This window comes from Streptomyces sp. NPDC004732 (assembly GCF_040609235.1).
Classification (GTDB): domain Bacteria; phylum Actinomycetota; class Actinomycetes; order Streptomycetales; family Streptomycetaceae; genus Streptomyces.
The window spans coordinates 234,356-258,424 of record NZ_JBEXJR010000012.1; the positions used below are offsets into that span (position 1 = coordinate 234,356).

Annotated in this window: 24 protein-coding genes and 1 riboswitch; of the genes, 8 read left to right on the forward strand and 16 right to left on the reverse strand. The window is 70.3% G+C overall.

Annotated elements, in window-relative coordinates:
- The first annotated feature begins 122 nt into the window (after nt 1-122).
- Together ABZV77_RS33260 and ABZV77_RS33265 are read left to right on the forward strand one after the other, a co-directional pair.
- Nucleotides 123-1,388, forward strand: coding sequence for a PTS transporter subunit EIIC (locus tag ABZV77_RS33260; RefSeq protein WP_356265058.1), 1,266 nt, complete (start codon nt 123-125; stop codon nt 1,386-1,388).
- Between the two features lie 88 nt (nt 1,389-1,476).
- Nucleotides 1,477-2,382 carry a hypothetical protein gene (locus tag ABZV77_RS33265; RefSeq protein WP_356265061.1) on the forward strand — a complete coding sequence of 302 codons (906 nt, stop codon included), beginning with the start codon at nt 1,477-1,479 and terminating at the stop codon, nt 2,380-2,382.
- Nucleotides 2,383-2,400: 18 nt separating this feature from the next.
- Here the strand turns inward: ABZV77_RS33265 and ABZV77_RS33270 are convergent, their stop codons facing one another.
- Nucleotides 2,401-3,153: an MBL fold metallo-hydrolase gene (locus tag ABZV77_RS33270; RefSeq protein WP_356265063.1), complete on the reverse strand. Its 753-nt coding sequence runs from the start codon at nt 3,151-3,153 to the stop codon at nt 2,401-2,403.
- A gap of 196 nt (nt 3,154-3,349) precedes the next feature.
- Here ABZV77_RS33270 and ABZV77_RS33275 point away from each other — a divergent pair, with 196 nt between their 5' ends.
- The gene (locus ABZV77_RS33275) at nt 3,350-3,811 is read left to right on the forward strand and encodes a type II toxin-antitoxin system PemK/MazF family toxin (RefSeq protein ID WP_356265066.1); all 462 of its coding nucleotides are present in this window, start codon (nt 3,350-3,352) and stop codon (nt 3,809-3,811) included.
- A 122-nt stretch (nt 3,812-3,933) separates the two neighbouring features.
- Here the strand turns inward: ABZV77_RS33275 and ABZV77_RS33280 are convergent, their stop codons facing one another.
- The 10 genes from ABZV77_RS33280 to clpS all read right to left on the reverse strand — a co-directional run bounded on the left by ABZV77_RS33280 (nt 3,934) and on the right by clpS (nt 11,861).
- Nucleotides 3,934-4,887 (reverse strand): cysteine synthase, encoded by a 954-nt coding sequence (locus ABZV77_RS33280; protein ID WP_356265069.1) that lies wholly within the window; start codon nt 4,885-4,887, stop codon nt 3,934-3,936.
- 12 nt (nt 4,888-4,899) lie between these two features.
- On the reverse strand, nt 4,900-5,178 hold the full coding sequence (locus tag ABZV77_RS33285; RefSeq protein ID WP_356265072.1) for a MoaD/ThiS family protein: 279 nt from the start codon (nt 5,176-5,178) through the stop codon (nt 4,900-4,902).
- A 135-nt stretch (nt 5,179-5,313) separates the two neighbouring features.
- The gene (locus ABZV77_RS33290; protein WP_317850449.1) at nt 5,314-5,421 is read right to left on the reverse strand and encodes a putative leader peptide; all 108 of its coding nucleotides are present in this window, start codon (nt 5,419-5,421) and stop codon (nt 5,314-5,316) included.
- Nucleotides 5,422-5,487: 66 nt separating this feature from the next.
- Nucleotides 5,488-6,282, reverse strand: coding sequence for an ABC transporter ATP-binding protein (locus tag ABZV77_RS33295; RefSeq protein WP_356265075.1), 795 nt, complete (start codon nt 6,280-6,282; stop codon nt 5,488-5,490).
- The gene (locus ABZV77_RS33300; RefSeq protein ID WP_356265078.1) at nt 6,279-7,340 is read right to left on the reverse strand and encodes an iron ABC transporter permease; all 1,062 of its coding nucleotides are present in this window, start codon (nt 7,338-7,340) and stop codon (nt 6,279-6,281) included. The genes ABZV77_RS33295 and ABZV77_RS33300 overlap by 4 nt, the downstream gene beginning before the upstream one ends.
- Nucleotides 7,341-7,378: 38 nt before the next feature.
- On the reverse strand, nt 7,379-8,356 hold the full coding sequence (locus tag ABZV77_RS33305) for an ABC transporter substrate-binding protein (protein WP_356265081.1): 978 nt from the start codon (nt 8,354-8,356) through the stop codon (nt 7,379-7,381).
- A gap of 43 nt (nt 8,357-8,399) precedes the next feature.
- Nucleotides 8,400-8,528: riboswitch (cobalamin riboswitch) on the reverse strand.
- The gene (locus tag ABZV77_RS33310; protein ID WP_356265083.1) at nt 8,525-8,947 is read right to left on the reverse strand and encodes a M67 family metallopeptidase; all 423 of its coding nucleotides are present in this window, start codon (nt 8,945-8,947) and stop codon (nt 8,525-8,527) included. Its footprint overlaps the riboswitch before it by 4 nt.
- An 85-nt stretch (nt 8,948-9,032) precedes the next feature.
- Complete coding sequence (locus tag ABZV77_RS33315) at nt 9,033-10,532, reverse strand: amino acid permease (protein ID WP_356265086.1); 1,500 nt, start codon at nt 10,530-10,532, stop codon at nt 9,033-9,035.
- Between the two features lie 372 nt (nt 10,533-10,904).
- The gene (locus tag ABZV77_RS33320; RefSeq protein WP_356265089.1) at nt 10,905-11,507 is read right to left on the reverse strand and encodes a DUF2017 domain-containing protein; all 603 of its coding nucleotides are present in this window, start codon (nt 11,505-11,507) and stop codon (nt 10,905-10,907) included.
- 39 nt (nt 11,508-11,546) lie between these two features.
- Nucleotides 11,547-11,861 carry an ATP-dependent Clp protease adapter ClpS gene (gene clpS / locus ABZV77_RS33325; RefSeq protein WP_055567822.1) on the reverse strand — a complete coding sequence of 105 codons (315 nt, stop codon included), beginning with the start codon at nt 11,859-11,861 and terminating at the stop codon, nt 11,547-11,549.
- A gap of 91 nt (nt 11,862-11,952) precedes the next feature.
- On the opposite strand from clpS, the gene ABZV77_RS33330 reads away from it, so the two are divergent.
- Entirely contained in the window at nt 11,953-13,281 is a 1,329-nt protein-coding gene (locus ABZV77_RS33330; protein WP_356265093.1) for a nicotinate phosphoribosyltransferase, read from the forward strand.
- A 136-nt stretch (nt 13,282-13,417) separates the two neighbouring features.
- Nucleotides 13,418-14,002 carry an isochorismatase family protein gene (locus tag ABZV77_RS33335; RefSeq protein WP_356265096.1) on the forward strand — a complete coding sequence of 195 codons (585 nt, stop codon included), beginning with the start codon at nt 13,418-13,420 and terminating at the stop codon, nt 14,000-14,002.
- A 153-nt stretch (nt 14,003-14,155) separates the two neighbouring features.
- Here the strand turns inward: ABZV77_RS33335 and ABZV77_RS33340 are convergent, their stop codons facing one another.
- Nucleotides 14,156-14,500, reverse strand: coding sequence for a hypothetical protein (locus tag ABZV77_RS33340; protein WP_356265099.1), 345 nt, complete (start codon nt 14,498-14,500; stop codon nt 14,156-14,158).
- Nucleotides 14,501-14,656: 156 nt separating this feature from the next.
- Nucleotides 14,657-17,068, reverse strand: coding sequence for an immune inhibitor A domain-containing protein (locus ABZV77_RS33345; protein WP_356265102.1), 2,412 nt, complete (start codon nt 17,066-17,068; stop codon nt 14,657-14,659).
- Between the two features lie 494 nt (nt 17,069-17,562).
- On the opposite strand from ABZV77_RS33345, the gene ABZV77_RS33350 reads away from it, so the two are divergent.
- Nucleotides 17,563-17,862 carry a hypothetical protein gene (locus tag ABZV77_RS33350; protein WP_356265105.1) on the forward strand — a complete coding sequence of 100 codons (300 nt, stop codon included), beginning with the start codon at nt 17,563-17,565 and terminating at the stop codon, nt 17,860-17,862.
- Here the strand turns inward: ABZV77_RS33350 and ABZV77_RS33355 are convergent.
- Complete coding sequence (locus tag ABZV77_RS33355) at nt 17,852-18,565, reverse strand: RDD family protein (RefSeq protein WP_356265108.1); 714 nt, start codon at nt 18,563-18,565, stop codon at nt 17,852-17,854. The genes ABZV77_RS33350 and ABZV77_RS33355 overlap by 11 nt on opposite strands.
- Nucleotides 18,566-18,649: 84 nt before the next feature.
- On the reverse strand, nt 18,650-20,218 hold the full coding sequence (locus ABZV77_RS33360) for an RDD family protein (protein WP_356265111.1): 1,569 nt from the start codon (nt 20,216-20,218) through the stop codon (nt 18,650-18,652).
- A gap of 278 nt (nt 20,219-20,496) precedes the next feature.
- Between ABZV77_RS33360 and ABZV77_RS33365 the strand changes: the two genes are divergently transcribed.
- Nucleotides 20,497-20,982: an SsgA family sporulation/cell division regulator gene (locus tag ABZV77_RS33365; protein WP_356265114.1), complete on the forward strand. Its 486-nt coding sequence runs from the start codon at nt 20,497-20,499 to the stop codon at nt 20,980-20,982.
- A 64-nt stretch (nt 20,983-21,046) separates the two neighbouring features.
- On the opposite strand, the gene ABZV77_RS33370 is transcribed toward ABZV77_RS33365, so the two are convergent.
- Nucleotides 21,047-22,417: an FAD-linked oxidase C-terminal domain-containing protein gene (locus tag ABZV77_RS33370; protein WP_356265117.1), complete on the reverse strand. Its 1,371-nt coding sequence runs from the start codon at nt 22,415-22,417 to the stop codon at nt 21,047-21,049.
- Between the two features lie 106 nt (nt 22,418-22,523).
- On the opposite strand from ABZV77_RS33370, the gene ABZV77_RS33375 reads away from it, so the two are divergent.
- On the forward strand, nt 22,524-24,053 hold the full coding sequence (locus ABZV77_RS33375; RefSeq protein ID WP_356265120.1) for a tetratricopeptide repeat protein: 1,530 nt from the start codon (nt 22,524-22,526) through the stop codon (nt 24,051-24,053).
- Nucleotides 24,054-24,069 lie beyond the last annotated feature (16 nt).

Below are 24,069 nucleotides of genomic sequence, written 5' to 3' on the forward strand. Positions count from 1 at the left end.
CTACAACAGGTCTACACCACTAATTGGTGTAGACCACGCGGCCTTCTCGCCGCGTCCCCCGGAGACGCCGCCGTCCCCCACTTCCATGTCCCCAGGCGGCGCCTTGCCCACTGGAGGAAGTTGTGTCCACGGCCAGTGCCGCCCCCGCGGCCGACAAGAAAAAGGGCTCCCGCGTGATGCCGGTGCTGCAGCGCATCGGTCGCAGCCTCATGCTGCCGGTCGCCGTGATGCCCGCCGCCGCGCTCCTCGTGCGTCTCGGCGCCGACGACATGCTCGGCCGGGACTCCTTCCCGACCTGGATCACCAAGATCGCCAGTTATATGTCGGCGGGCGGTGGCGCGATCATCGACAACATCGCGCTGCTGTTCTGTGTCGGCATCGCGATCGGCTTCGCCAAGAAGTCCGACGGCTCCACCGGCCTCGCGGCCGTCGCGGGCTACCTGGTCTTCCAGAAGGTGCTCGCCACCTTCACCGACAGCAACCTGCCGAAGGTCCAGGCAGTGGTCGACGGCAAGATCGTCGAGAACGCCGCCCCGGTCAACGCCGGTGTGCTCGGCGGTGTGGTCATGGGCATAGTCGTCGCCCTGCTGTACCAGAAGTTCTACCGGACCAAGCTCCCCGACTGGGCGGGCTTCTTCGGCGGCCGCCGTCTCGTCCCGATCCTGTCGTCCTTCGCGGGTCTGCTCCTCGGCATCGTCTTCGGTCTGATCTGGCCGGTCCTCGGCGCCGGTCTGCACAACTTCGGTGAGTGGCTGGTCGGTTCGGGCGCCGTGGGCGCGGGCATCTTCGGTGTCGCCAACCGTTCGCTGATCCCGATCGGCATGCACCACCTCCTGAACTCCTTCCCCTGGTGGCAGGCGGGCGACTACAACGGCAAGCACGGCGACATCCCGCGCTTCCTGGAGGGCGACCCGAGCGCTGGCCAGTTCATGACCGGCTTCTTCCCGATCATGATGTTCGCGCTCCCCGCGGCCTGCCTCGCGATCACGCACTGCGCCCGTCCCGAGCGCCGCAAGGTCGTCGGCGGCATGATGTTCTCGCTCGCGCTCACCGCGTTCGTCACGGGCATCACGGAGCCCATCGAGTTCACCTTCATGTTCATCGCGCCGGTCCTGTACGCGATCCACGCGGTGCTCACCGGTGTCTCCATGGCGCTGACCTGGGCGCTCGGCATGAAGGACGGCTTCGGCTTCTCCGCCGGATTCATCGACTACGCGCTGAACTTCGGCGCGGCCACCAAGCCGATCGGCCTGGCCATCGTGGGCCTCTGCTTCGCGGCGCTCTACTACGTGGTCTTCCGCTTCGCGATCACCAAGTTCAACCTCCCGACGCCGGGCCGCGAGTCCGACGAGGAGCTCGCGGAGCTGCAGAAGGCAGAGGGCAAGTAGCCTTCGCCCGCACCTGGTGACGTAAGCCCCGCTCCGTCGGTACCAACGGAGTGGGGCTTCGTCATGTGCGGGCGATTACGGTCGAGGTATGACAACCGAACGCATTCTCGACCTCGACCGCGAGCGTCTCGCCGCCCTGCGCGGCCGCGCCCTGACCGCCTCCGTCGCCGCCGCGGAGGGCCGCACCATGGTCGCCGAGGTCTTCGCCGACCGCGCCGCCCTGATCCCGATGCCGGGCATGCCGGGCGTCCACAATGCCGAGCTGGTCGCGGCCTTCGGCGCCGACATCGTCGTCCTGAACCTCATCGAGCGCGCCTGGGACGGCGAACGCCTCACCCTGCCGGGCCTCGGCACGTTCACCTCCCTCACCGACCTCGCCGCGTACATCGGGCGCCCGGTCGGCATCAACCTGGAGCCCGGCGACGTCCCCGAGATCCGCCGCGCCAAGCCCGAGTACGCCAAGCGGCTGATCGACATGGGTGCGGCGATGCTCTGTCTGACGGCGAACCCGGGCACGGGCGGGTCGTACGAAGGACTCGCGCGGGTCACCGAGGAGCTGCGCGCCGGGCTCGGTGACGACGTGGCGCTGTGGAGCGGCAAGATGCACCACGCGGGGCATCCGGAGCGGGTCACGGTGGACCGGCTGACGTCGCTGGTGGAGGCGGGCGCGGACGGCGTGGTGCTGCCCCTGCCGGGCACGCTGCCGGGCGTCACCAAGGAGCTGGCCGCCGAGGCGGTGGCCGCCGTGCAGGACGCGGGCGCGGTGGTGATGGGCGCGATCGGCACCAGCCAGGAGGGCTCGCACGCGAACGTGGTGCCCCAACTCGCCCTGACGGCGAAGGAGGTGGGCATCGACGCCCACCACTTCGGGGACTCGTTCCTGCCGGGGATGTGCGACCCGGAGGTCATGTACGACTACTCGGTGGCGATCCGCGGCCGCCGCCACACATGGAACAGGATGGCGCTGGGCGGCCGCGGCCACCGCCGGGCCTGAACGTTCGAAGACAGGCTCTCAGACCTCGTACGTCGCGCCGGGCGCCGCGAGGGCGGTGGGGCCCGCGTACACGGAGCGGGCGTCGGCGAGGTTCACCTGAGGGTCCGTCCACGGCGGGACGTGGGTGAGCAGCAACCTTCCTGCACCGGCGCGCCGTGCGGACTCCCCGGCCTCTCGGCCGTTCAGGTGCAGGTCGGGGATGTTCTCCTTGCCGTACGTGAAGGCGGCCTCGCACAGGAACAGGTCGGTTCCGGTGGCGAGTTCGTCCAGGTGGTCGCAGGGTCCCGTGTCCCCGGAGTACGTGAGGGACTTCCCGGCGTGCTCGATGCGGATGGCGTACGCCTCGACGGGGTGGCGCATCTTCTCGGTGCGCACCGAGAAAGGGCCGATGTCGAACGCGGCGGGCTTGACCGTGTGGAAGTCGAAGACCTCGCTCATCGAGGAGGCGGAGGGCGTGTCCGCGTACGCGGTGGTGAGGCGCTGCTCGGTGCCCTCGGGGCCGTAGACCGGGATGGGGGCGCAGCGGCCGCCCTCGTGGCGGTAGTAGCGGGCCACGAAGTACCCGCACATGTCGATGCAGTGATCGGCGTGCAGATGGCTGAGGAAGATCGCGTCGAGGTCGTACAGACCGATGTGGCGCTGCAGCTCGCCGAGGGCGCCGTTGCCCATGTCGAGCAGCAACCGGAAGCCGTCGGCCTCGACGAGGTAGCTCGAGCAGGCCGAGTCCACGGAGGGAAACGACCCCGAGCAGCCGACGACGGTGAGCTTCATGAAGCTGGAACCTCCGCGCTGGCAGGAGAGCTGGGGAGTGTGCGGTGCGTCGAGCGTAAGGCGCAAAAGGCCTGGTCGCTCCTCCGTCGCGGGCCGTTGTGGGGGAACTCACCTGCACTGTCACCGGTTCGGGGGGCTTGTGGGACCGGGGGGAAGCGGCAGGCGGTGCGGGATGCGCGCCGGTACCGTCGTGGGTATGGACACGTCGTGGTGGCTCGCGCTGGCCGCAGTGGTGGTGCTCGCGCTCGTCGTCACGTTGGTGGACGGCTGGGGGCGCGGACCCCGGAAGCGGAGTTCCCGGCCGCCGGGCAGGACCCGGCCGCCGAGGGGGTCCAGGCGGCGGTTGCCGACGCCTCGGCCCGCCGAGATCTGGTGGGCGCGGGTGCCGTACGAGGACGGTCCCGGTGGGAAGGACCGGCCGTGTCTGGTCATCGCCGTGCGGGGTGAGAGCGCCCTCGTCGCGAAGATCACCAGCAAGTACCACGACGAGCGGGCCGGGGTGATTCCGCTGCCGCCGGGTGCGGTGGGTGACGCGGAGGGGCGCGCGAGCTTCCTGGAGACGGACGAGCTGCGGGACGTGCCGGTGTGGGACTTCCGGCGCAGGGCCGGGGTGATGGATCCGGTGCTGTGGGACCAGGTGAAGTACCTGGCGGGCTGAGCCTTGAGATGCCGCTGCCCGGGCTGGAGATCCAGCCCGGGCAGCGGGGTTTCAGCCCGTCCGGCGTTTGAGGACGAACTCGGCGGAGCCGGTGATGACGGCTCCCCCGGACGGCCGGAGCCCTACGCCCAGAGTTGGCCCTGCAGCGTCTCGATCGCCGCCTCGGTCGTCTCCGCTGTGTAGACGCCCGTCGACAGGTACTTCCAGCCGCCGTCGGCGACGACGAAGACGATGTCGGCGGACTCGCCCGCCTTGACCGCCCGCTTGCCGACGCCGATCGCGGCGTGCAGCGCGGCGCCCGTGGAGACGCCCGCGAAGATGCCCTCCTGCTGGAGGAGTTCGCGGGTGCGCGTCACGGCGTCGGCCGAGCCGACGGAGAAGCGGGTGGTCAGGACGGAGGCGTCGTACAGCTCGGGGACGAAGCCCTCGTCGAGGTTGCGCAGGCCGTAGACGAGGTCGTCGTAGCGCGGCTCGGCGGCGACGATCTTGATGTCCGGCTGCTGCTCGCGCAGGTAGCGGCCGACGCCCATCAGGGTGCCGGTGGTGCCGAGGCCCGCCACGAAGTGGGTGATCGACGGGAGGTCGGTGAGGATCTCCGGGCCGGTCGTGGCGTAGTGGGCGCCCGCGTTGTCGGGGTTGCCGTACTGGTAGAGCATCACCCAGTCCGGGTGCTCGGCCGACAGCTCCTTGGCCACCCGGACCGCGGTGTTGGAGCCGCCCGCCGCCGGGGACGAGATGATCTCGGCGCCCCACATGGCGAGCAGGTCGCGCCGCTCCTGCGAGGTGTTCTCCGGCATGACGCACACGATGCGGTAGCCCTTGAGCCTGGCCGCCATGGCGAGCGAGATGCCGGTGTTGCCCGAGGTCGGCTCCAGGATCGTGCAGCCGGGCGTCAACCGGCCGTCCTTCTCGGCCTGTTCGACCATGTGGAGGGCGGGCCGGTCCTTGATGGAGCCGGTCGGGTTGCGGTCCTCCAGCTTGGCCCAGATGCGGACGTCTTCCGAAGGGGAGAGCCGCGGCAGGCGGACGAGCGGCGTGTTGCCGACCGCGGCGAGCGGGGAGTCGTAGCGAGGCATCCGGGATCGGGCCTAGACCATGCCGCCGGCGACGGCCGGCAGGATCGTGACGCTGTCGCCGTCGGCGAGCTTCGTGGAGATGCCGTCGAGGAAGCGGACGTCCTCGTCGTTGAGGTACACGTTCACGAAGCGGCGGAGCTTGCCGTCCTCGACGATGCGTCCGGCGATGCCCTCGTGCCGCGAGTCGAGGTCGGTGAAGAGCTCGGCGAGGGTGTCCCCGCTGCCCTCGACGGCCTTGGCGCCGTCGGTGTAGGTGCGGAGGATGGTCGGGATGCGGACCTCGATGGCCATGCTGAGGGCTCCTGTCGGGAGTCGAGAAGTGCGAGTGGTGGGCGCGCGGCGGCGCGGGGCTTGCGGTGTGGTGCGCCGGGCGTACGGAGGCGGCCGCCGCGGCCCGCGGCCGTGGTCGGGCCGCGGTGGACCGGTTCAGCGGGTACAGATGGCGCTGGCGAGGCGGCACAGGTCGACGTGCAGCCGCGCCACGAGCAGCAGGGGTGCGCTCGGCGTCTCTTCGCTCACGTCATGGGGAACCATGCGGTCATCGTATCGATTCCCGGTCCGGATCCCGGAATGTGATCTCAGCTGGTGGACGGAATCCGTTCAGGATGCGGGCGGCGGCAGATAGACGACGGTCGGGGCGCCGGTCAGCGGATGCGTGCTGACCTCGGCCGTCACGCCGTACACGGTGGCGAGCAGCTCGGCGGTGAGGACCTCCTTGGGCGCCCCGGAGGCGACGAGACGGCCGCCGTCGAGGACGTAGAGGCGGTCGCAGAAGTACGCGGCCAGGTTCAGGTCGTGCAGGGCCAGGAGGTTCGTGGTGCCCAGGTCCCGCACGAAGGAGAGGATCTCCAGCTGGTAGCGGATGTCCAGGTGGTTGGTGGGCTCGTCGAGGACGACGAGGGTCGGCTCCTGGACCAGGGCGCGGGCCACCAGGGCGCGCTGGCGCTCGCCTCCGGAGAGCGAGGGGAAGGTGCGGTCGGCCAGCTCGTCGACGCCGACCCGGGCGAGCGCCGCCGTGACGAGCTCGTCGTCGGCCGCGGTGTCCGCCTCCCAGAACCGCTTGTGCGGGGAGCGGCCCATGGCGACCACCTGCCGGACGGTCAGCTCGAAGGCGGCCTGGCCGTCCTGCGGCACCGTGGCCAGGCGCCGGGCGCGCGCCTTCGGGGGCATCGTGTGCAGGTCGTCGCCGTCGAGGAGGGCGCGGCCGCCGGTGGGGCGCAGCGTGCCGTACACGCAGCGGAGCAGCGTCGTCTTGCCGCTGCCGTTGGGGCCGACGACGCCGACGGTCTCGCCGGGGTCGGCGGTGAGGTCGACGGCGTCCACGAGGAGCCTGCCTTCGACCTCGTACGAGAGGTGCTCGGTGCGCAGTTCACCGGCGGGGGGCGGCTGGGTCATGCCGGTACTCCTTCGTTGCGCCGCCTCAGCAGCCACAGGAAGAACGGGCCGCCGGTGAGCGCGGTGAGCACGCCGACGGGGATGTCCTGCGGCGCGGCGACGGTGCGTGCGGCGAGGTCGGCGGCGACCAGGAAGACCGCGCCCATCAGCGCGACGACCGGGAGCAGTGCGCGATGCGCGGCGCCGACCAGCATGCGGGCGGCGTGCGGCACCATCAGGCCGACGAATCCGATGGCCCCGCTGTAGGCGACCAGGGCGCCGGTGAGGAGCGAGGCGAGGACGAAGACTCCGGCACGGAATCGGGTGGCGTCCAGGCCGAGGACGGTGGCGCCCTCCTCACCGGCGAGGAGCAGGTCGAGGGGGCGGGCCATGGACATCAGGAGGGCCGTGCCGAGGACCAGGGTGACGCAGGGCAGGGCGAGCATGTCCCAGCGGGCACTGCCGAGGCCGCCGAGCGTCCAGTACAGGACCTCCTTGAGGTGGTCCGCGCTGTCGGCGGTGACCAGGATGAGGCTGGTCAGCGCGGTCAGGATGTACGAGACGGCGACGCCCGCGAGGATCAGCCTGCCGGTGGCGAAGCCGCCGCCTCCGCTGCGGGCCAGGGCGTAGACGAGGACCAGTGAGATCAGGGCGCCCGCGAAGGAGGCGGCCGGGATGGTGACGCTGGTCGACAGGGCGGCGCCGAGGCCGAAGACGGAGCCGAGCACGATCGCGCTGACCGCGCCGACGGAGGCGCCCGAGGAGACGCCGAGCAGGAAGGGGTCGGCGAGGGGGTTGCGGACGAGGGCCTGGAGGACGGTGCCGATGACGGCGAGTCCTGCGCCGACGGTGGCGCCGAGGATGACTCTCGGGAGTCGCACGTCCAGGACGATGGTGCGGAACGGGGAGGGGTCCGCCCTTCCCGTCAGGATCTCGACGACCTGGGCCGTCGGGATCCTGACGGAGCCCAGGGCGAGCCCGGCGAGCGTCGCGGCGGCGAGGGCGACGGTGAGCACCGTCAGGACGGCGAGGCGCCGCCCCCCTGAGCTCCGCCGATCGCCCTTCGGGCTCGTCCTCAAACGCCGGACGGGCTGGATCTCCCGCACTCTCTGCGCGCTCACAGCTGCGCCGCCAGCTTCCTCACCGCCTCGGGTGCTCGTACTCCGGTGACCATGTCCGAGAGCGGCAGCACCGCGAAGCTCTTGTTCTTGACGGCGGGGACGTCCTGGAGGGCCGGGTCGTCGAGGAGGCGCTTCTTCTTCTGGGCGACGGTCGTGGCGCCGTAGTCGAGGATCAGGATCGTCTCGGGCCTGTTCTTCACGACGGACTCCCAGGACGCGTCGCTGAAGGACTTGTCCACGTCGGCGAAGACGTTGCGGCCGCCCGCCCGCTTGATGATGTCGTTGCCGATGCCGCGGCCGCCCGCGGTGAACGCGGTCTTGTCGCCGCTGTCGTAGACGAAGACGGAGCGGGGCTTCTTGCCCTTCGACTTCTCGGCGGTGGCGGCGAGTTCGCGCTGTGCGCCGCTCACCCACTTGTCCGCGCGGGCCCGCACCCCGAAGGTGGAGCCGACCTCGCGGACCTCGCGGTAGACGTCATCCATGGAGACGGGCCGCTTCGCGCAGCCCTCGACGTTGAGGCGGCTCTCGATGCCGGACTTGGCGAGCGCGGAGCGGCTGCGGCCGTCGCCCGCGAGGAAGGCGCTCGCGTATCCGCCGTACACGTAGTCGGGGTTGGCGGCGAGCAGCTTCTCGTAGGAGGGGTACTCCTTGGCGACGACGGGGATGGAGTCGTACGCCTTCTCATACTGCGGCAGGACCTTGTCGTCGAGGTACGCCGTGCCCGCGAGGTGGTCCTTGAGGCCGAGTTCCAGCATCACTTCGGTGGCGTGCTGGTTCATGGTGACGGCGCGCTTCGGGGGTGCGTCGTACGTCGTCTTCACACCGCAGTTGGTGACGGTGTACGGAAATCCGGCGGCCTTGGCCGCGGTCTTCCCGTCACCGCCCGCATCGCCCGAGTCAGACGAGGAGCACGCGGCGAGCGGGACGAGCAGTGCGGCCGCGGCGAGCGCGCGTATGCCGGTGTGGCGGGACATGGCTGAACTGCCTCCTCCAGGGGATTTCCGCGTCCCCTGCGTTGCATGGAGGAGGACGGCAGGTCAGTTCCTGACTCCCCCGCCCCGGCTTCGGAGTGGGGTCACAGTGGCGGGACCGTGCCGGTTTCGCACCGGCTTCCTGGCTCCTGCCGCCCTCTTGAGTAAAGCTCAGTATGCCTCGACGACCTTTACTTCTTCCTCGGCGACCTCGCCGTCCACGATCCGGTAGGAGCGGAACTGGAAGGGGCCCGCGTCGTCGGTGTCCGCCGTGGAGACCAGGACGTAGTGCGCGCCGGGCTCGTTGGCGTAGGTGATGTCGGTGCGCGAGGGGTACGCCTCGGTGGCGGTGTGCGAGTGGTAGACGATCACCGGCTCCTCGTCGCGGTCGTCCATCTCGCGGTAGAGCTTGAGCAGGTCACCCGAGTCGAACTCGTAGAACGTGGGCGAGCGGGCGGCGTTCAGCATCGGGATGAACCGCTCGGGACGTCCGGTGCCCTCCGGGCCCGCGACCACGCCGCACGCCTCGTCGGGGTGGTCCTGGCGCGCGTGCGCGACGATCTGGTCGTGGAGGGCCTGGGTGATGGTCAGCATGGCAGCCAGGATAAGCAGAGGGGCCCGCGCGTACCGAAGTGTGGTACGCGCGGGCCCGAATGCTGGACAGTGGCCTTGGGGAGCCTCAGTCCTTGGAGAGGGAGTCGTCCGAGGAGACCCCGCCGGAGACGCCGATCTTGCGCTTGTCGAAGGCCGCGGCCTCCGGGTTGCGGCTCTTGAGGATCAGGTAGGAGACCGTCAGGATCGCGGCCCAGACCGGAGCGGCGTACAGCGAGATCCGCGCGTCCTTGTCGACGCCCATCATCACGATGACCATGCCGATGAAGAGCAGGGCGAACCAGCTGGTGTACGGGGCGCCCGGGGCCCGGAAGGTGGACTGCGGCAGCTCGCCGCGGTCGGCCTTGCGGCGGTAGCGGATCTGGCAGGCCAGGATCATGATCCAGGCCCACATGCCGGAGATGGTCGCGAAGGAGACGACGTAGTTGAACGCCTCGCCCGGCCACTGGTAGTTGATCCAGACGCCGACCAGCATGAACGCGGCGGAGGCCGTGGTGCCGATCAGCGGCAGGCCGTTCTTCGTGAGCTTGGTGAAGAACTTGGGGCCCTGGCCGTTCATCGCCAGGTCGCGCAGCATGCGTCCGGTGGAGTACATGCCGGAGTTGCAGGAGGAGAGCGCGGCGGTGAGGACCACGAAGTTCACGATCGCGGCGCCGACGCCGAGACCCATCTCCTCGAAGGCCGCGACGAACGGCGAGACGCCGGGCTTGAAGGAGGTCCACGGGACGACCGACAGGATCATGATGAGCGCGCCGACGTAGAAGACGGCGATGCGCCACGGCACGGTGTTGATGGCCTTGGGCAGGACGGTCTTCGGGTCCTTGGACTCGCCCGCGGTGACGCCGACCAGCTCGACGGCGAGGAAGGCGAACATCACGATCTGCAGGGTCATCAGCGTGGAGCCGATGCCGTTGGGGAAGAAACCGCCCTGGTTCCACAGGTGGGCCACGGTGGCGGTGTCACCGGCGTCGGAGAAGCCGATGGTGAGGATGCCGACGCAGATCAGGATCATGCCGATGATGGCGGTGACCTTGACCATCGAGAACCAGAACTCGAGCTCACCGAAGAGCTTCACGGAGATGAGGTTCGCGCCGTACAGGATGACGGTGAAGACCAGCGCGTAGGCCCATTGCGGGAATGAGTCGTGGGTCCAGTACTGCATGTACTGGGCGGCCGCGGTCACTTCGGTGATGCCGGTGACGACCCAGAAGAGCCAGTACGTCCAGCCGGTCACGAATCCGAAGAACGGGCCCATGAACTCGCGTGCGTACTCCGAGAAGGAGCCGGACACGGGCCGGTACATGAGGAGCTCGCCGAGCGCCCGCATGATGAAGAAGATGACGAGGCCCGCGATGGCGTACGCCAGGATGAGGCTCGGTCCGGCCTTGTGGATGGCCTTGCCCGCGCCGAGGAACAGGCCGGTGCCGATGGCACCGCCGATCGCGATCATCTGGATCTGCCGGGCTCCGAGCCCGCGCTGGTATCCCTCGCCCTCGCCGGACGAGCCGTGCACGACCCCATTGCCGTCGTGCCCGTCGTGGTGCTCTTCGACCTGCACTGAGGTCATGGTGACGCCTTTCTCCATGCTGATCCGCGCCCGCACATCTGCGTTGTGGCTGCGGATCAGGTCCTGATCCCCCCGGATATGGATGGAGTGCTACCGGCGGTCTGCCGGCTGAAGCGCCCTCGGCGACATGGGTGGCGTCGCCGAGCGGTCGTGAAGATTTATCACGGTGGCAACAGTGAGGGAATGAGCCACTTGTGGTGCACACCACAAGGAGAAGCGGACAAAGCGCCCTTGACACCGCAAAGTCGGGCAATGACTTGACGGGATCGTTATCCGGATTTGAGGCTCCGCTGAGCGAACCACCCGCGGAGCGGATGGAACCTGTCTACTACAACAAATTTCGCTGCATTCTGCACGGATTCCTGCCCGGAATCAGTCCAGCAACGTCCCGACCAGCGTTTCCTGCAGTCCGCCGAGCCAGAGATAGGCCATCACCATCGGCTTGCGGGGGTCGGAATCCGGCAGCCGGTAGAGCAGATCGGCGTCGTCTTCGTCGCTCACCTCGAGCCGCGTGCCGATCGCGAGGCGGAGGTCGTTGAGGGCGCCCAGCCAGTTCCGGGACTCCTCGACCGACAGTTTCAGGACAGCTCCGCCCTCGCCCGACGACGTCATCGCGTCCAGCGAGCGGATCACGACCAGGGCGTCGTCACGCTTCTTGGCCCGGAGGTCATTCTCTGTGAACCGCCGGAATTCCGCCGAATACGCCCGCAGTTCGTCCGCGTCGCTCGCGCCGTTCTCGCTGCCCGGACCGCCGTACGCATCGGGCAGCAGACGCTGCATCACCGGATCGGCGGGCGGCTCGCTCGGGCCTTCGGCGAAGAGCTCCGCGAGCGGGTCGTCGGAGACCTCACCGCCGGGGCCCGGCCCGATCAGCTCCAGGAGCTGCACGGCGAGGGAGCGGATGATCGAGATCTCGACCTCGTCGAGCGCGACGGCGGCGCCGCCGCCGGGGATCGCTTCGAATTGTCCTGGCATCAGATGCGTCGCTACTTCCGGTCCGCTGCTTCCGGTCCGCTACTTGCGGTCCTGCTGAAGGGTGGCCCACAACCCGTACCCGTGCATGGCCTGTACGTCGCGCTCCATCTCCTCGCGGCTGCCGCTGGAGACGACGGCGCGGCCCTTCTGGTGGACGTCCATCATCAGCTTCGTGGCCTTCTCCTTCGAGTACCCGAAGTACGTCTGGAACACATACGTCACGTAACTCATCAAATTGACCGGGTCGTTGTGCACCAGGGTGATCCAGGGGACGTCCGGCTCGGGGACGACGAGCGCCTCTTCGTCCGATTCCGGGCGTGTGATCTCTGCGGGAGCCGTACTCACCTGCCCCATGCTGCCACTCCGAGGGGGCCCTCGCACAAATGGCCTCTGGCGCGCCCCAAGAAATCGTCAGAGTGACGAGATTGGGGGTAGCATCCCTCGTATGAACACAGCGGACCTTGGCCTGCCGGTGGATGTTCCGTCGACAGCGCTCTTCACGGACCAGTACGAGCTGACGATGCTGCAGGCCGCGCTGAAGGCCGGCACCGGCGACCGGCGCTCCGTCTTCGAGGTCTTCACCCGCAGACTCCCCGAGGGCCGACGCTACGGAGTGGTGGCCGGAACGGGCCGGGTCCTGGACGCCGTGGAGAACTTCCGCTTCGACGCCGACGTCATCGGCTTCCTGCGCGAGCGCGAGATCGTCGACGAGCCGACCCTCGAATGGCTCTCCGGCTACCGCTTCAGCGGCGACATCTGGGGCTACCCCGAGGGCGAGGTCTACTTCCCCGGCTCGCCGATCCTGCGGGTCGAGGGCTCCTTCGCGGAGTGCGTGCTCCTGGAGACGGTGATCCTCTCCATCCTCAACCACGACTCGGCCATCGCGGCCGCCGCCTCCCGCATGTCCTCGGCCGCAGGCGGCCGCCCGCTGATCGAGATGGGCGCCCGCCGCACCCACGAGCTCGCGGCCGTCGCCGCGTCCCGCGCCGCGTACGTCGGCGGCTTCGCCACCACGTCCGACCTGGCCGCGGGCTTCCGCTACGACATCCCGACCGTCGGCACCAGCGCCCACGCCTTCACCCTGCTGCACGACAACGAACGCGACGCTTTCCGCGCCCAGGTCGCATCCCTGGGCCCCGGCACCACGCTGCTCGTCGACACCTATGACGTGACCGAGGCGGTCCGCACCGCCGTCGAGGTCGCCGGGCCCGAGCTCGGCGCCGTCCGCATCGACTCCGGCGACCTGCTGCTCGTCGCCCACCGGGTGCGCCAGCAGCTGGACGAGCTCGGCGCGACGGAGACGAAGATCGTCGTCACCTCCGACCTCGACGAGTACGCCATCGCCTCGCTCGCGGCGGCGCCCGTGGACGCGTACGGCGTGGGCACCCAGCTCGTCACCGGCTCGGGGCACCCCACCTGCTCCATGGTCTACAAGCTGGTGGCCCGCGCGCACTCGGCGGACCCGAAGGCCGCCCTGGAGCCGGTCGCGAAGAAGTCGCTCGGCGCCAAGTCCTCGCTGGGCGGCCGCAAGTGGGCCGCGCGCCGGACCGACGAGTACGGGGTGGCCGAGGCCGAGGTCGTCGGCACGGGCGCCGTCCCGGCCGAGCTCGCCGACCGGCAGCTCCTGACCGAGCTGGTCAAGGGCGGCGAGGTGGTCGCCCGCGAGCCGCTGGACACGGTCCGCGACCGGCACGCCGCCGCGCGCGCGGGTCTCCCGCTCTCGGCGACCCAGCTGTCGCGGGGCGAAGCGGTCATTCCGACGGAATACGTCTGACATCGCGGGGAGGGACGGCCCGCCCGGCCGTGGCCCCCTCCCACAACGTGGTCGAAGTCTCTACGCTCGGTTCATCCGGCCGAGTCCCCCGCCGCCCCCACCACCCCCCGCACAGCCGAGCCGAAGGACACCCGCCATGCGCCGCGCCCTGATCGTCGTAGACGTGCAGAACGACTTCTGCGAAGGCGGCAGCCTCGCGGTCGCCGGTGGCGCGGACGTGGCCGCCGCGATCACCGAGCTGATCGGCCAGGCTCCGGCGGGCTACCGCCACGTGGTGGCGACCCGCGACCACCACATCGACCCCGGCGCCCACTTCTCCGACCACCCGGACTACGTCGACTCCTGGCCGCCGCACTGCGTGGCCGGTACGGAGGGCGTCGGCTTCCACCCGAACTTCGCGCCCGCGGTCGCCTCCGGCGCCATCGACGCGGTCTTCGACAAGGGGGCGTACTCGGCGGCGTACAGCGGCTTCGAGGGCGTCGACGAGAACGGGGTCTCGCTGGCCGAGTGGCTGCGGGAGCGGGAGATCACGGAGGTCGACGTGGTCGGCCTCGCGACGGACCACTGCGTCCGGGCCACGGCGGTGGACGCGGCGCGGGAGGGGTTCGGGGCGACCGTGCTTCTGGACCTGACGGCGGGGGTCACGGCGGCGACCACCGAAGCGGCGATGACCGAGCTTCGCTCGGCCGGGGTCGAGCTCACGGGCAAGCCCGTCGTCTGACCGCGGCCCGGTGGGGGCTGGTCGCGCAGTTCCCCGCGCCCCTGGGTAGTCCCGCTCGCCGCCCGACCGAAGGTGCCGCCAAGGGGCGCGGGGAACTGCGCGACCAGCCACGACGCACCCGCAGACGCACCTCAGCCGTCCGCAGGACAGCCGTCAGAACCGGACCCCGGACCCGCTGGAGCTCGGCGCCCCGCGGCTCTGCCGCCGCAGCGCCCTGATCGGGTGCCACAGCTCCGCCGCGTCGTCCGGCGCCGTACGCCATATGAGGCCGTCCGGATGGTGCAGGACCGCCGTCACCTCGTCCGGAGTCGGTGGTTCCGCGTTGCCGCGGAGGTAGACGGCCCGCAGGCCCAGATTGCGGAGCCGGGTCAGGGCCCTCGCGCGGTTCACGGCGTGCACGATCATCCGGACCGTGCCGCCGGACGGCGACGGGTTCGGCAGGGTCAGCGCCACCACCACACTGCCGTTCGGCAGCTTGCAGAAACCTCCTGCGGACATGCTCGGTCACACCCCCGTGAGACATCGAGCGGGGTCCTGACGAGTCACGGCCGGACCCCGCGTCAATAAGAAATCCACAGCACGCACCTAAACACGATCGGCCGCCGCCCGCTAGAGGGCGACGGCCGATCATGGTTTGACCTGCGAAAACTCTAATTACTTCGTGGAGCGACCCACCTGGACCGTGATCGTCGAGCCGTCCTTGGGCTGCTTGATGATCTTGATCTGAGTGTTGGTGTCAGTGACCTTGACACTTCCGGTGGGGTTCGAGTCGTACCAGTAGGTGCCCTTGCGGTCGTCGAAGACCGAGACACCCTTCTGGGACTTGACCTTCAGCGCGACGTCCCCGTTGTGGAGCGTCACCTTGTCGGTCGCGTACTTGCTGAAGGGCGCGTCGAACGGCTGGATCTTGTTGCGCAGAACCGTGCCGTCCTTCCACTTCAGCGGCTTCGCGTGCGCGTCGACCGGAAGGATCAGACCCTTGCCGGGGTGCTGGCTGGTGTTGTTGTCCTTCTGCGAGGTGTCCCACTGCCAGACCATCAGGCCGGTCTGGTACGGGTAGTGCTCCACCCAGTCGGGACGGATCTTCGAACCGAAGTTGTACGGGCCGACCTCAAGGGTCTTGTCGTACGAGACGTACTGACGGTTCTCGGCGAGGTAGTACTGGTCGTACTTCTTGGTGAAGGACTCGCCGATGCGCGAAAAGCCCTTCGACGCCCAGCCGTTGTCGTCGCCCTCGGCGCCGTCCTCGAACAGCTTGGCGCCGTCCGCGGTGACCGCGAGCGCGTCCGCCGCGAAGCCCTTGCCGCCCGCGCCGCCGTCCGTGGAGTAGCGGAAGCGGACGTCGATCTTCTTGCCCGCGTAGGCGTCGAGCGGGAAGGCCAGCTTCTTGTACGCGCCGGAGACACCGGTCAACGCGGGCTTGTCGCCCGCGTCACGGGTGATCGGCTTGCCGTCCGCGGTGCCGTCGATCGGCGTCCAGTTGGCGCCGCCGTCCGTGGAGACCTCGGTGTAGAGGTAGTCGTAGTTGGCCTCGATGTCCCACCAACCCTGCAGCGAGAGCTCGGCCTTGGACTTGCCGGTGAGGTCGACGGGGCGCGACAGGGTGTTCTTGAGGTCGTCGCCCTGGTCGCTCCACCACTGCTTGGAGCCCTCGGCGGGCTTCACGACATTGGTGGTGACGGACTTCTTCGGCAGGTCGACGACGAGCGCCTGGCGGTGCCGGGTGTTGTACTCGGAGACGCCCAGCTTGTGCTCCGACGTCGTCGCGGCCTTCGCCTTGGCGTAGTCGAGCCAGCCCAGCTGGAACTTGTCCCAGGCGGTCATGTCGCCCGGCATGTCACCGATGGCGTCCTTGCCGGTGCCGAGCCAGGAACCGGCCGACATCAGCGACCAGAAGCCGACCGAGTTGTCGCCCTTGCCCGAAGTGTCGTACAGGTCGGGCAGACCCAGGTCGTGGCCGTACTCGTGGGCGAAGACGCCGAGGCCGCCGTTCTCCGGCTGCATCGTGTAGTCGCCGACCCAGATGCCCGAGTCGCCGATCTGGGTGCCACCGGCCTTGTTGTTCGACGGGCCGGTGTTGCCCGCGTCGTTGCCGTAGGCGTACCAGCGGTGCGCCCACAGGGCGTTCTCGCCCTCGGCGCCGCCACCGGCCGACTCGTCCTCGCCCGCGTGGACGATCTGGAAGTGGTCGATGTAGCCGTCCGGCTCGTTGAAGTTGCCGTCGCCGTCGAAGTCGTAGCGGTCCCAGAGGTCGTACTTGGCCAGGTCCGCCTTGACCTGCGCGTCCGTACGGCCCTTCGCCTTCTGGTCCTTGGCCCAGGCGGTCACGCCGTCCTTGACCGCGTCCCAGACGTTCGGGCAGTTGGTGTCGCCGCAGTAGTTCGAGCCGTAGCGGGCCTCGTTGTAGTCGACCTTGACCCAGTCGGCGACTTCACCGTCGACCGAGTACCGGCCGGAGGAGGTCTTCTCGTAGTAGGTCTTCAGCGAGTGCTTCGCCTTGCCCTTCGAGTCCTTCCCCTTGCCGAAGTACAGGTCCTGGAAGTGCTTCTGGTTGTAGTCCTTCTGCCAGGCCGTGCTGTTGTCCTTCGCACGGTCCGGCTTGGCTATCTTGTTGTGCAGCGGTCCCGGCTTGCCGCCGTACTTCTTGACCGGCTGCTCCGGGCCTTCGGCGCCGTCGGGGTCGTACATGGTCGTGTCGTCGACCTTGTCCCCGAACTCCACCAGGATCGTGAAGATCTTGTCGGTCTTCTCCCGGCCCAGCTCGACGTACTTCTTGTCGTCGAGCTTGACGACCTGGGAGCCGCCCTTCTTCTGGACCTTGGCGTCGCCCGCGACGACCTGCTGCAGGGCGGCCTTGCGCTGCTGAGCCTGCTGCTTGCTGAACGGCCCCTCGAGGTCGTGGTCGACCTGCGCCTTGGGGCGCGACGGGTCCTGCCGGTCGATGGCCGGCGCCCCGCCCGAGGCACCGTCCTCCGCCGAAGCCGTCGCCACTGAGAACGTCGCGGCGGCCGCGGCTACCGCCACGGCCACCGCGGTGGCTCTGAACGTCCGTGTTCTGACTGTCACTTGATGAATTCCTCCCCCGCGCCCGCGCGAAAATGGCGGACCGTAATTCCCGGTCGGAGGAGGTCCGCGCGCGATGTACGCGTCACAAGTGACGACATTCGACCGGAAGTACGGGAGAAAAGACAGTCCTTGACTTGAACAGGCCAAGTGCACTATGCAGACGCGCGGCACCGCTATCCGGACACGGAGCACTGCTCCACGCCGAAGGTCAACAGGCGCGCCCTTCCGTCCACTTAGTGGACGTCATGAACCCGTGCGCCCCCTGTGCTCCGGCACCGTGGGTTAGGTCACGCTTACCACCCGTTCCCGTCGGGCATGCAGCGGAATAGAGTCCAATCGACGGTGCGCTACCGCGCGAGGCGGCACATCCCAAGTCGCCGCCGTCGGGCCCCCTTTGATTCATATACAGCCGTTCATATATCCGCATCCGCCTCCATTGGCCAAAAGCCATGGGGGGATCACTGCCGAGGACGGATCACGTCATGCCGCGTCCCATGCCACGTCCGACCACCGCACAGATCACCTACGGTTCCGTGACCGTCGTCTTCTCGACCCTCGCGATGCTCCTGCTCTCCCAGACCTCCTCGGGAGTCGGCATCGCGGTGATAGCCCTGGCCGCACTGGGCCTCGGTTTACTGGTCGCCGTGACGGTCCCGCTGCCCAAACAGCCCAAAGCGCCCGCCGCGCGCTCCGTTCCGGTGGTCTCCTCCGCCGAAGGACGCGTCCCGGAGCAGCGCGACGCCGTGCGAGCCGCCCCCGTGCTCGCCGACTCCGTGCGCGAACCTACGCGCTGACCACCACCGTCTTGGCGGCCTTGTCGTGCAGGCCCTGCTTGTAGGGCTTGTCGAAGAAGCTCCAGCCACCACAGATCGCCGTCCAGATGCAGGCGCAGCAGAACGCGAACGGCAGCCAGAGGACGGCCGCCCGGGCGAGTGCGGTCTGCAGCGTCGGCGTGGCCCCGTCGTTGAGGTTGGCGACGCGCATCCCCAGCCACTTCTTGCCGAGCGTCTGACCGCTCTTGGAGATCATGAAGGTGTCGTACGCGATGTAGAGCACGGCGGCCAGCAGCGACTGGCCGAACGACTTGCCCGTGTTCACGTTGTCCGGGTCGATGTCGTACTCCGCCGTGCCGAACAGCCACGACAACAGACCGACGACGATGCCCACCAGAATCATGTCGATGATGCGCGCGAGCACGCGCTTGCCTCCGTCGGCCAGCGGAGGCATCCCGGCCAGCGGGTCCGGTCCGCCGTGGCCACCGGGTCCCCCACCGTACGGATCGCCGCCGTAGGGCGGCGGCGGGGCGCCGTAGGGGGAGCCGCCGCCGTCTCCCGGGGGCGGAGGGCCTGAACCGGGCGGCGGGGCCCCGTAGGGCGAGCCACCGCCCTGCGGCGGGGTGTCGTACGGGGAGCCGCCGCCCTGTGGGGGCTGCTGCGGCGGCTGCTTCTTGAACGGGTCGTCGTCCGGCGGCGGATATTGCGGCGGTTCGGTGCTCATGGCCCGAGTCGACCGCTTCGGCCCCGGCTCCGCATCCGGCGAGCGGCCGACCGGGTTAGGGCCTGTCCGGCCGCCGCGCCAGAATCACCCCGCGACGAAGGTCTTCGCGGCCTTGTCGTGCCAGCACTGGCGCCACGGCCGGTCGAAGACGCACCACAGCACGCCGACGACGCCGATCACGAGCACGCCCGGAATGCTGTACACCAGCCAGCGCTTCAGCGCCGCCCCGAACGTCGGCGCCTCGTGCTCCCCCATGTCCCGCACCTCGATGCCGCACACCTTCTTGCCGAGGGTGCGGCCCCATTTGGCGGTCGGCAGCGCTTCGTAGACGACGCCGAAGAGCAGCAGGACGGCGAGGATCAGGCCGAGGTAGCCCGCGGTGGTGCCGTCCAGGAGCCAGACCGTGGTCTTCTCGCCGGACAGCTTCGCCGCGTCGATCTTGCTGTCGACGTGGTCGGCGGCCTTGGTGCCGAGCGGCAGCGCGGCGGCGCCAGTGACGGCGACGAGAACGACGGTGTCGATGAGGCGTGCGGCCAGGCGCCTGCCGAGTCCGGCGGGCCGGGCCGCGGCCTGGTTCTGCGCGAGCGCGAGGAACGGGTCCTCGGCGACCGGCTTCCACGGCACGACGGGCTGTCCCTCGCCCTGCTGTGCGGGGGCCCCGTCGGCCCCGGGCACCGGGGACTGGGCGAGCTGGTGCACCTGCTGGGCCCATGAGGGCGAGCCGCCGCCGGGCCCCGAGGTCACCGGCGAGGGGACACCGCCCTGCTGCGGCACGGAGGGCTGGGGCTGCGGGGCCTGCGGTTGCTGGGGCTGGGCCTGGGGCTGGGGCTGCGGGGCCTGGGGCGGTGTGGCCGCCTGCGGCGGTACTCCCCCCTGCTGCGGTACGGAGGACGGGCGGCCCGTGGCGGTCCTGCCGCCCTGCTGCGCGGACTTGGGGCGGATCGCGCGGATCGACATGGTGCCGTCCGTACCGGCCGACGCGGCGGGCGTGGCCTGCCCGCCGGGCCGCTCGGCCGCGGGCCGCACCGGCCCGGTCGGCCGACGGAACGTCACCGTGCCCTCGCCCGCCGTCGGCTTGGCGGCACCGGGCTTGACGGCGCGGATGGTGACGGTGCCGGGGTTGCTCTCGTCCTGCGGCGGCTCGGGCGCTTCCGGGGCCTTGGCGGCTTCGGGCGCCCTCTCGGGCGTCGCGTCGCTCGGCACCCGCGGGTCGGACTGACCCGGAGCGCCGCCCCAGGACACCCGGCGCTCCTGCTCGCCGCCGAGGCCGGACTGCCGCCCCGCGTCGGCGTGCCAGGCGGAGGCGGGCTCGGGCCTCGAACCGTGCTGGCTGGCCTCGGGGTGCGCGGACTCGGGGTGCGCCGCCTCGAACCGGCCCGTCTCCGGGTCCCCCTGCTCGGACTGGCCCGCGTGCGGCGTCTCGTCGAAGAAGACGGGGCCCGTCTCCTCCGCGGGCGCGGCGTCCGCGGGGGCGCCGCCGGTGCCCGCGCCGGGCGGGGGCGGCAGCGGCTCGCCGTCGGACGGCGCGGGACGGCTCGTACCGGGCACCCAGGCAGCACCGTTCCAGTACCGGACATATCCGGGAATGGACGGGTCGGGGTAGTAGCCTTCGCGCGGCCGATCGTCGCCTGGGGCCGGAGTTGGGGCGCTCATGTCCGTCGTCCCGTATCTGCTCGGGGGTCTTCTGGGGGCTCCACATTTATCAGACCTCCGTGTCCCCTCGGGTGGGTCCCGCCCTACGGACCACTTTCCGGGCACGCTCCCCACACATCCCCCGCGTCCCCGACGCCCCCTTCCTGACCCCTCCGCGAAGTCGTCCGAAGAAATTTTCCGGAACCCGCGTAATGCTGCGTGGATCTCGCGCTCTCCACTCGTACGGGTCCGCTCCCAGGGCCCCGCGAAGAGCTACAAGGAGAAGGAAGGGCATCGATATGCACTCCGTGGTGGAACGCGAGCTGGAGCTCAAACTGGTCCTCTCGCCGGAACGGGCCATCCCCGTCCCGGCCCGCCTCACCTACCGCACCGCCGACCCCTATGCCGTCCACATCGCCTTCCACATCGGCTCCGAGCACCCGGTGAACTGGACGTTCGCCAGGGAGCTCCTGGTGGAGGGGGTGTTCAGGCCGTGCGGCCACGGGGACGTGCGGGTCTGGCCGACGAAGGTGGAGGGGCGCAGCGTCGTCCTGATGGCGCTCAGCTCGCCGGACGGCGACGCGCTCCTGGAGGCGCCGGCCGCCGCCGTGTCGGCCTGGCTGGAGCGGACGCTGCGGGTGGTCCCTCCGGGTTCTGAGGCCGAGCAGCTCGGCATCGACGACGGCCTCGCCGAGCTGCTCGCGCCCGCCTCCGGCCGTAGCCGTGCGGACGAGCTGTGGCTGAACGACCCGTGGCCCTCGGACGAGTCCAAGGACGGTGAGTGAGCTCCGCCGCCACGGGGGCGATCACGGAGACGAATACGGATACAGCTGTAGCCACAGCTGCCGGTCAGAAGAGTTTGCCCGGGTTGAGGAGTGAGTGCGGGTCGAAGGCCGCCTTGACGGCCTGCTGCATCTCCACTCCCACCGGGCCGATCTCGCGCGCCAGCCACTCCTTCTTCAGGACGCCGACACCGTGCTCGCCGGTGATGGTGCCGCCGAGTTCGAGGCCGAGGGCCATGATCTCGTCGAAGGACTCGCGGGCGCGCCTGCCCTCGTCGGGGTCCGCCGCGTCGAAGCAGACGGTGGGATGGGTGTTGCCGTCGCCCGCATGCGCGCAGACCCCGACGGTCAGGTCGTACTTCTCGCCGATGCGCTCTACGCCGACGAGCATCTCGGCGAGCCTGGAGCGCGGCACGCACACGTCGTCGATCATCGTGGTGCCCTTGACGGCTTCGAGCGCGGTGAGGGCCAACCGCCGCGCCTGCAGCAGCATTTCCGACTCGGCGGCGTCCTCGGCCGGGACGACCTGGGTGGCGCCCGCGGCCTCGCAGAGCGCGCCGACGGCGGCGAGGTCGGCGGCGGGGTCCGGGGTGTCGAAGGCGGCGAGCAGCAGCGCCTCGGTGGTCTCGGGCAGGCCCATCTGGGCCAGCGCGTTGACGGCCTTCACCGTCGTACGGTCCATCAGTTCGAGGAGCGACGGGACGTGGCCGCCCTCCATGATCTTGCAGACGGCGTCGCACGCGGCCTGCACCGAGGGGAACTCGGCGGCCAGGACGAGCTGTTGGGGCGGCTCGGGCTTGAGCGCGAGGACGGCGCGGACGACGATACCGAGGCTGCCCTCGGAGCCGACGAAGAGCCGCGTCAGGTCGTATCCGGCGACGCCCTTGGCGGTGCGGCGCCCGGTGCTCATGAGCCGTCCGTCGGCGAGGACGACGTCGAGCCCGAGGACGTACTCCGCGGTGACGCCGTACTTCACGCAGCACAGGCCGCCGGATGCGGTGCCGATGTTCCCGCCGATGGTGCACGTCTCCCAGCTGGAGGGGTCCGGCGGGTAGTACAGGCCGTGCTCGCCGACCGCGCGCGACAGCGCGGCGTTGACGACGCCGGGCTCCACGACCGCGATGCGGTCGACGGGGCTGATCTCCAGGATGCGGTCCATCTTGACGAGGGACAGGACGATGCAGCCGTCGCTGGCGTTCGCGGCGCCGGACAGGCCGGTGCGGGCGCCCTGCGGGACGACGGGGACGCGCAGCTCGGTGGCGGTGCGCATGACGTGCTGGACCTGCTCGACGGTGCGGGGCAGCACCACGACGGCCGGTTCGCCCGCTTCGCAGAAGCTCGCCATGTCGTGGGCGTACGAGGAGGTGACGTCCGGGTCGGTGAGGATCGCCTCGGCCGGGAGGCCTTCCTGGAGGAGGTCGATGAGGGTGCGGCTCATGATCACAGCCTCGCACCCGGGGCCATCGGTGTGAACCCGTGTGCGACGCCCTTCCACATGCCGGGATGTGCTCTTCGTATGGACGTCACTGACGCACAGTGACGTCATGAGGCCTTCGGTGAAGCGTGTGCTGATCGGCTCCGTGGCGGGGAGCGTGGTGCTCGGCGGTGTGCTCGTGCTGCTGCCCCCGGACGACGAGAAGGCGGCGCCGCCCGCGCTCGGCCCGGCCGGGCGGGCGATGGCGGCCGTGGGGGCGGGGGCGCCCGCCGCGCTGCCGGATCTGGCGGCGCTCATCGGTGAGCGCGAGGCGCATCTGCGGGCCCATCCCGGGGACGACCAGTCGTGGGCGGTGCTCGGCTCGGCGTATGTGGCACGGGGCGTGCGGCGTGCGGACGTCGCGGACTTCCCGAAGGCCGAGCGTGCGCTGAACACGTCGCTGAAGACGCGGCCCCAGGGAAATCCCGAGGCCCTGACGGGGCTCGCCACGCTCGCCAACGCCCGGCACGACTTCCGTGCCGCGAAGAAGTGGGGCGAGCTCGCGGCGAAGCAGGCGCCGAAGCGGTGGGCGGCGTATCCCGCGCTGATCGACGCGTACAGCGGACTCGGTGACGCGAAGGGCGTGGGCAGGGCCCTGGAGTCCTTGCAGGAGCTGGGTTCGGGCCCCGCGGTGCTGGCGCGCTCCGGGCAGGTCTACCGCGACCGCGGCTGGCGCGAGGACGCGAACGCCGCGCTCACCGACGCGGCCGCCCTCACCCGGGCGCCCGCGGCGAAGGCGGCGGCCCTGTACCGGGTCGCGGAGCTCGCGTGGGAGCGGGGCGAGCCGACGGTGGCGCTGCGCTACTACGACGCGGCGCTGGCCGCCGACGCCGAGCACCATCCGTCGCTGGCGGGCCGGGGCCGCGCGCTGGCCGCGCTTGGCCGCTCGTCGGAGGCGCTGCACGCCTACCGTTCGGCGCTCGCCAGGCATCCGCTGCCCGAGTACGCCCTGGAGCTGGGCGAGTTGTACGAGTCGCTGAGGCTGGTCCCGGCGGCGCGGGCGCAGTACGACGCGCTGCGGGCCCGGGTGAAGCAGGAGGGCTCCGGCGGCATCAACAACGAGCGGATCCTCGGCCTCTTCGAGGCCGACCACGGTGACGCGGACGCGGCGGTGGAGCGGCTGACCGCGGAGTACGAGCGGCACGGCAGTCCGGCGACGGCGGACGCGCTGGGCTGGGCGCTGCACCGGTCCGGGGACGGCGAGGCGGGCCTGAAGCTCGTGACGAAGGCGATGGAGAAGGGCCCGCGCAGCGCCCTGTTCGCCTTCCACCGGGGCACGATCGAGCGGGAGCTCGGTCAGTACGGCGCAGCACGCCGCCACCTCCGCGACGCGCTGCGGATCAACCCGTACTTCTCGCCGCTGGGCGTGCCCGCGGCGAAGCGGGCGCTGGCGGCGCTGGGCGAGCCGCCGGAGGGCGGCCCCGAGCAGATGTACGCGCCGCGCCCGGTGACACCGGTCCGCCAGGCTCCCCCGAGCCGCCAGGCACCGCGGGCCCAGACGCCGCGCACCCGGACACCTGCTCAGCCTGCTCAGCCGCAGCGTCAGTCCGAGCGGAACCGGACCGCCCCCAGTACGGCCCGAACCGCCCCGGCGCGTTAGGCCGCCGCAGAACCCC

Coding starts and splice junctions, on each gene's coding strand:
- ABZV77_RS33265 (WP_356265061.1), top strand. CDS start 1,477: ATGACAACCGAACGCATTCTCGACCTCGACCGCGAGCGTCTCGCCGCC.
- ABZV77_RS33270 (WP_356265063.1), bottom strand. CDS start 3,153: ATGAAGCTCACCGTCGTCGGCTGCTCGGGGTCGTTTCCCTCCGTGGAC.
- ABZV77_RS33275 (WP_356265066.1), top strand. CDS start 3,350: ATGGACACGTCGTGGTGGCTCGCGCTGGCCGCAGTGGTGGTGCTCGCG.
- ABZV77_RS33280 (WP_356265069.1), bottom strand. CDS start 4,887: ATGCCTCGCTACGACTCCCCGCTCGCCGCGGTCGGCAACACGCCGCTC.
- ABZV77_RS33285 (WP_356265072.1), bottom strand. CDS start 5,178: ATGGCCATCGAGGTCCGCATCCCGACCATCCTCCGCACCTACACCGAC.
- ABZV77_RS33290 (WP_317850449.1), bottom strand. CDS start 5,421: ATGGTTCCCCATGACGTGAGCGAAGAGACGCCGAGCGCACCCCTGCTG.
- ABZV77_RS33295 (WP_356265075.1), bottom strand. CDS start 6,282: ATGACCCAGCCGCCCCCCGCCGGTGAACTGCGCACCGAGCACCTCTCG.
- ABZV77_RS33305 (WP_356265081.1), bottom strand. CDS start 8,356: ATGTCCCGCCACACCGGCATACGCGCGCTCGCCGCGGCCGCACTGCTC.
- ABZV77_RS33310 (WP_356265083.1), bottom strand. CDS start 8,947: ATGCTGACCATCACCCAGGCCCTCCACGACCAGATCGTCGCGCACGCG.
- ABZV77_RS33315 (WP_356265086.1), bottom strand. CDS start 10,532: ATGACCTCAGTGCAGGTCGAAGAGCACCACGACGGGCACGACGGCAAT.
- ABZV77_RS33320 (WP_356265089.1), bottom strand. CDS start 11,507: ATGCCAGGACAATTCGAAGCGATCCCCGGCGGCGGCGCCGCCGTCGCG.
- clpS (WP_055567822.1), bottom strand. CDS start 11,861: ATGGGGCAGGTGAGTACGGCTCCCGCAGAGATCACACGCCCGGAATCG.
- ABZV77_RS33330 (WP_356265093.1), top strand. CDS start 11,953: ATGAACACAGCGGACCTTGGCCTGCCGGTGGATGTTCCGTCGACAGCG.
- ABZV77_RS33335 (WP_356265096.1), top strand. CDS start 13,418: ATGCGCCGCGCCCTGATCGTCGTAGACGTGCAGAACGACTTCTGCGAA.
- ABZV77_RS33340 (WP_356265099.1), bottom strand. CDS start 14,500: ATGTCCGCAGGAGGTTTCTGCAAGCTGCCGAACGGCAGTGTGGTGGTG.
- ABZV77_RS33350 (WP_356265105.1), top strand. CDS start 17,563: ATGCCACGTCCGACCACCGCACAGATCACCTACGGTTCCGTGACCGTC.
- ABZV77_RS33355 (WP_356265108.1), bottom strand. CDS start 18,565: ATGAGCACCGAACCGCCGCAATATCCGCCGCCGGACGACGACCCGTTC.
- ABZV77_RS33360 (WP_356265111.1), bottom strand. CDS start 20,218: ATGAGCGCCCCAACTCCGGCCCCAGGCGACGATCGGCCGCGCGAAGGC.
- ABZV77_RS33365 (WP_356265114.1), top strand. CDS start 20,497: ATGCACTCCGTGGTGGAACGCGAGCTGGAGCTCAAACTGGTCCTCTCG.
- ABZV77_RS33370 (WP_356265117.1), bottom strand. CDS start 22,417: ATGAGCCGCACCCTCATCGACCTCCTCCAGGAAGGCCTCCCGGCCGAG.
- ABZV77_RS33375 (WP_356265120.1), top strand. CDS start 22,524: ATGAGGCCTTCGGTGAAGCGTGTGCTGATCGGCTCCGTGGCGGGGAGC.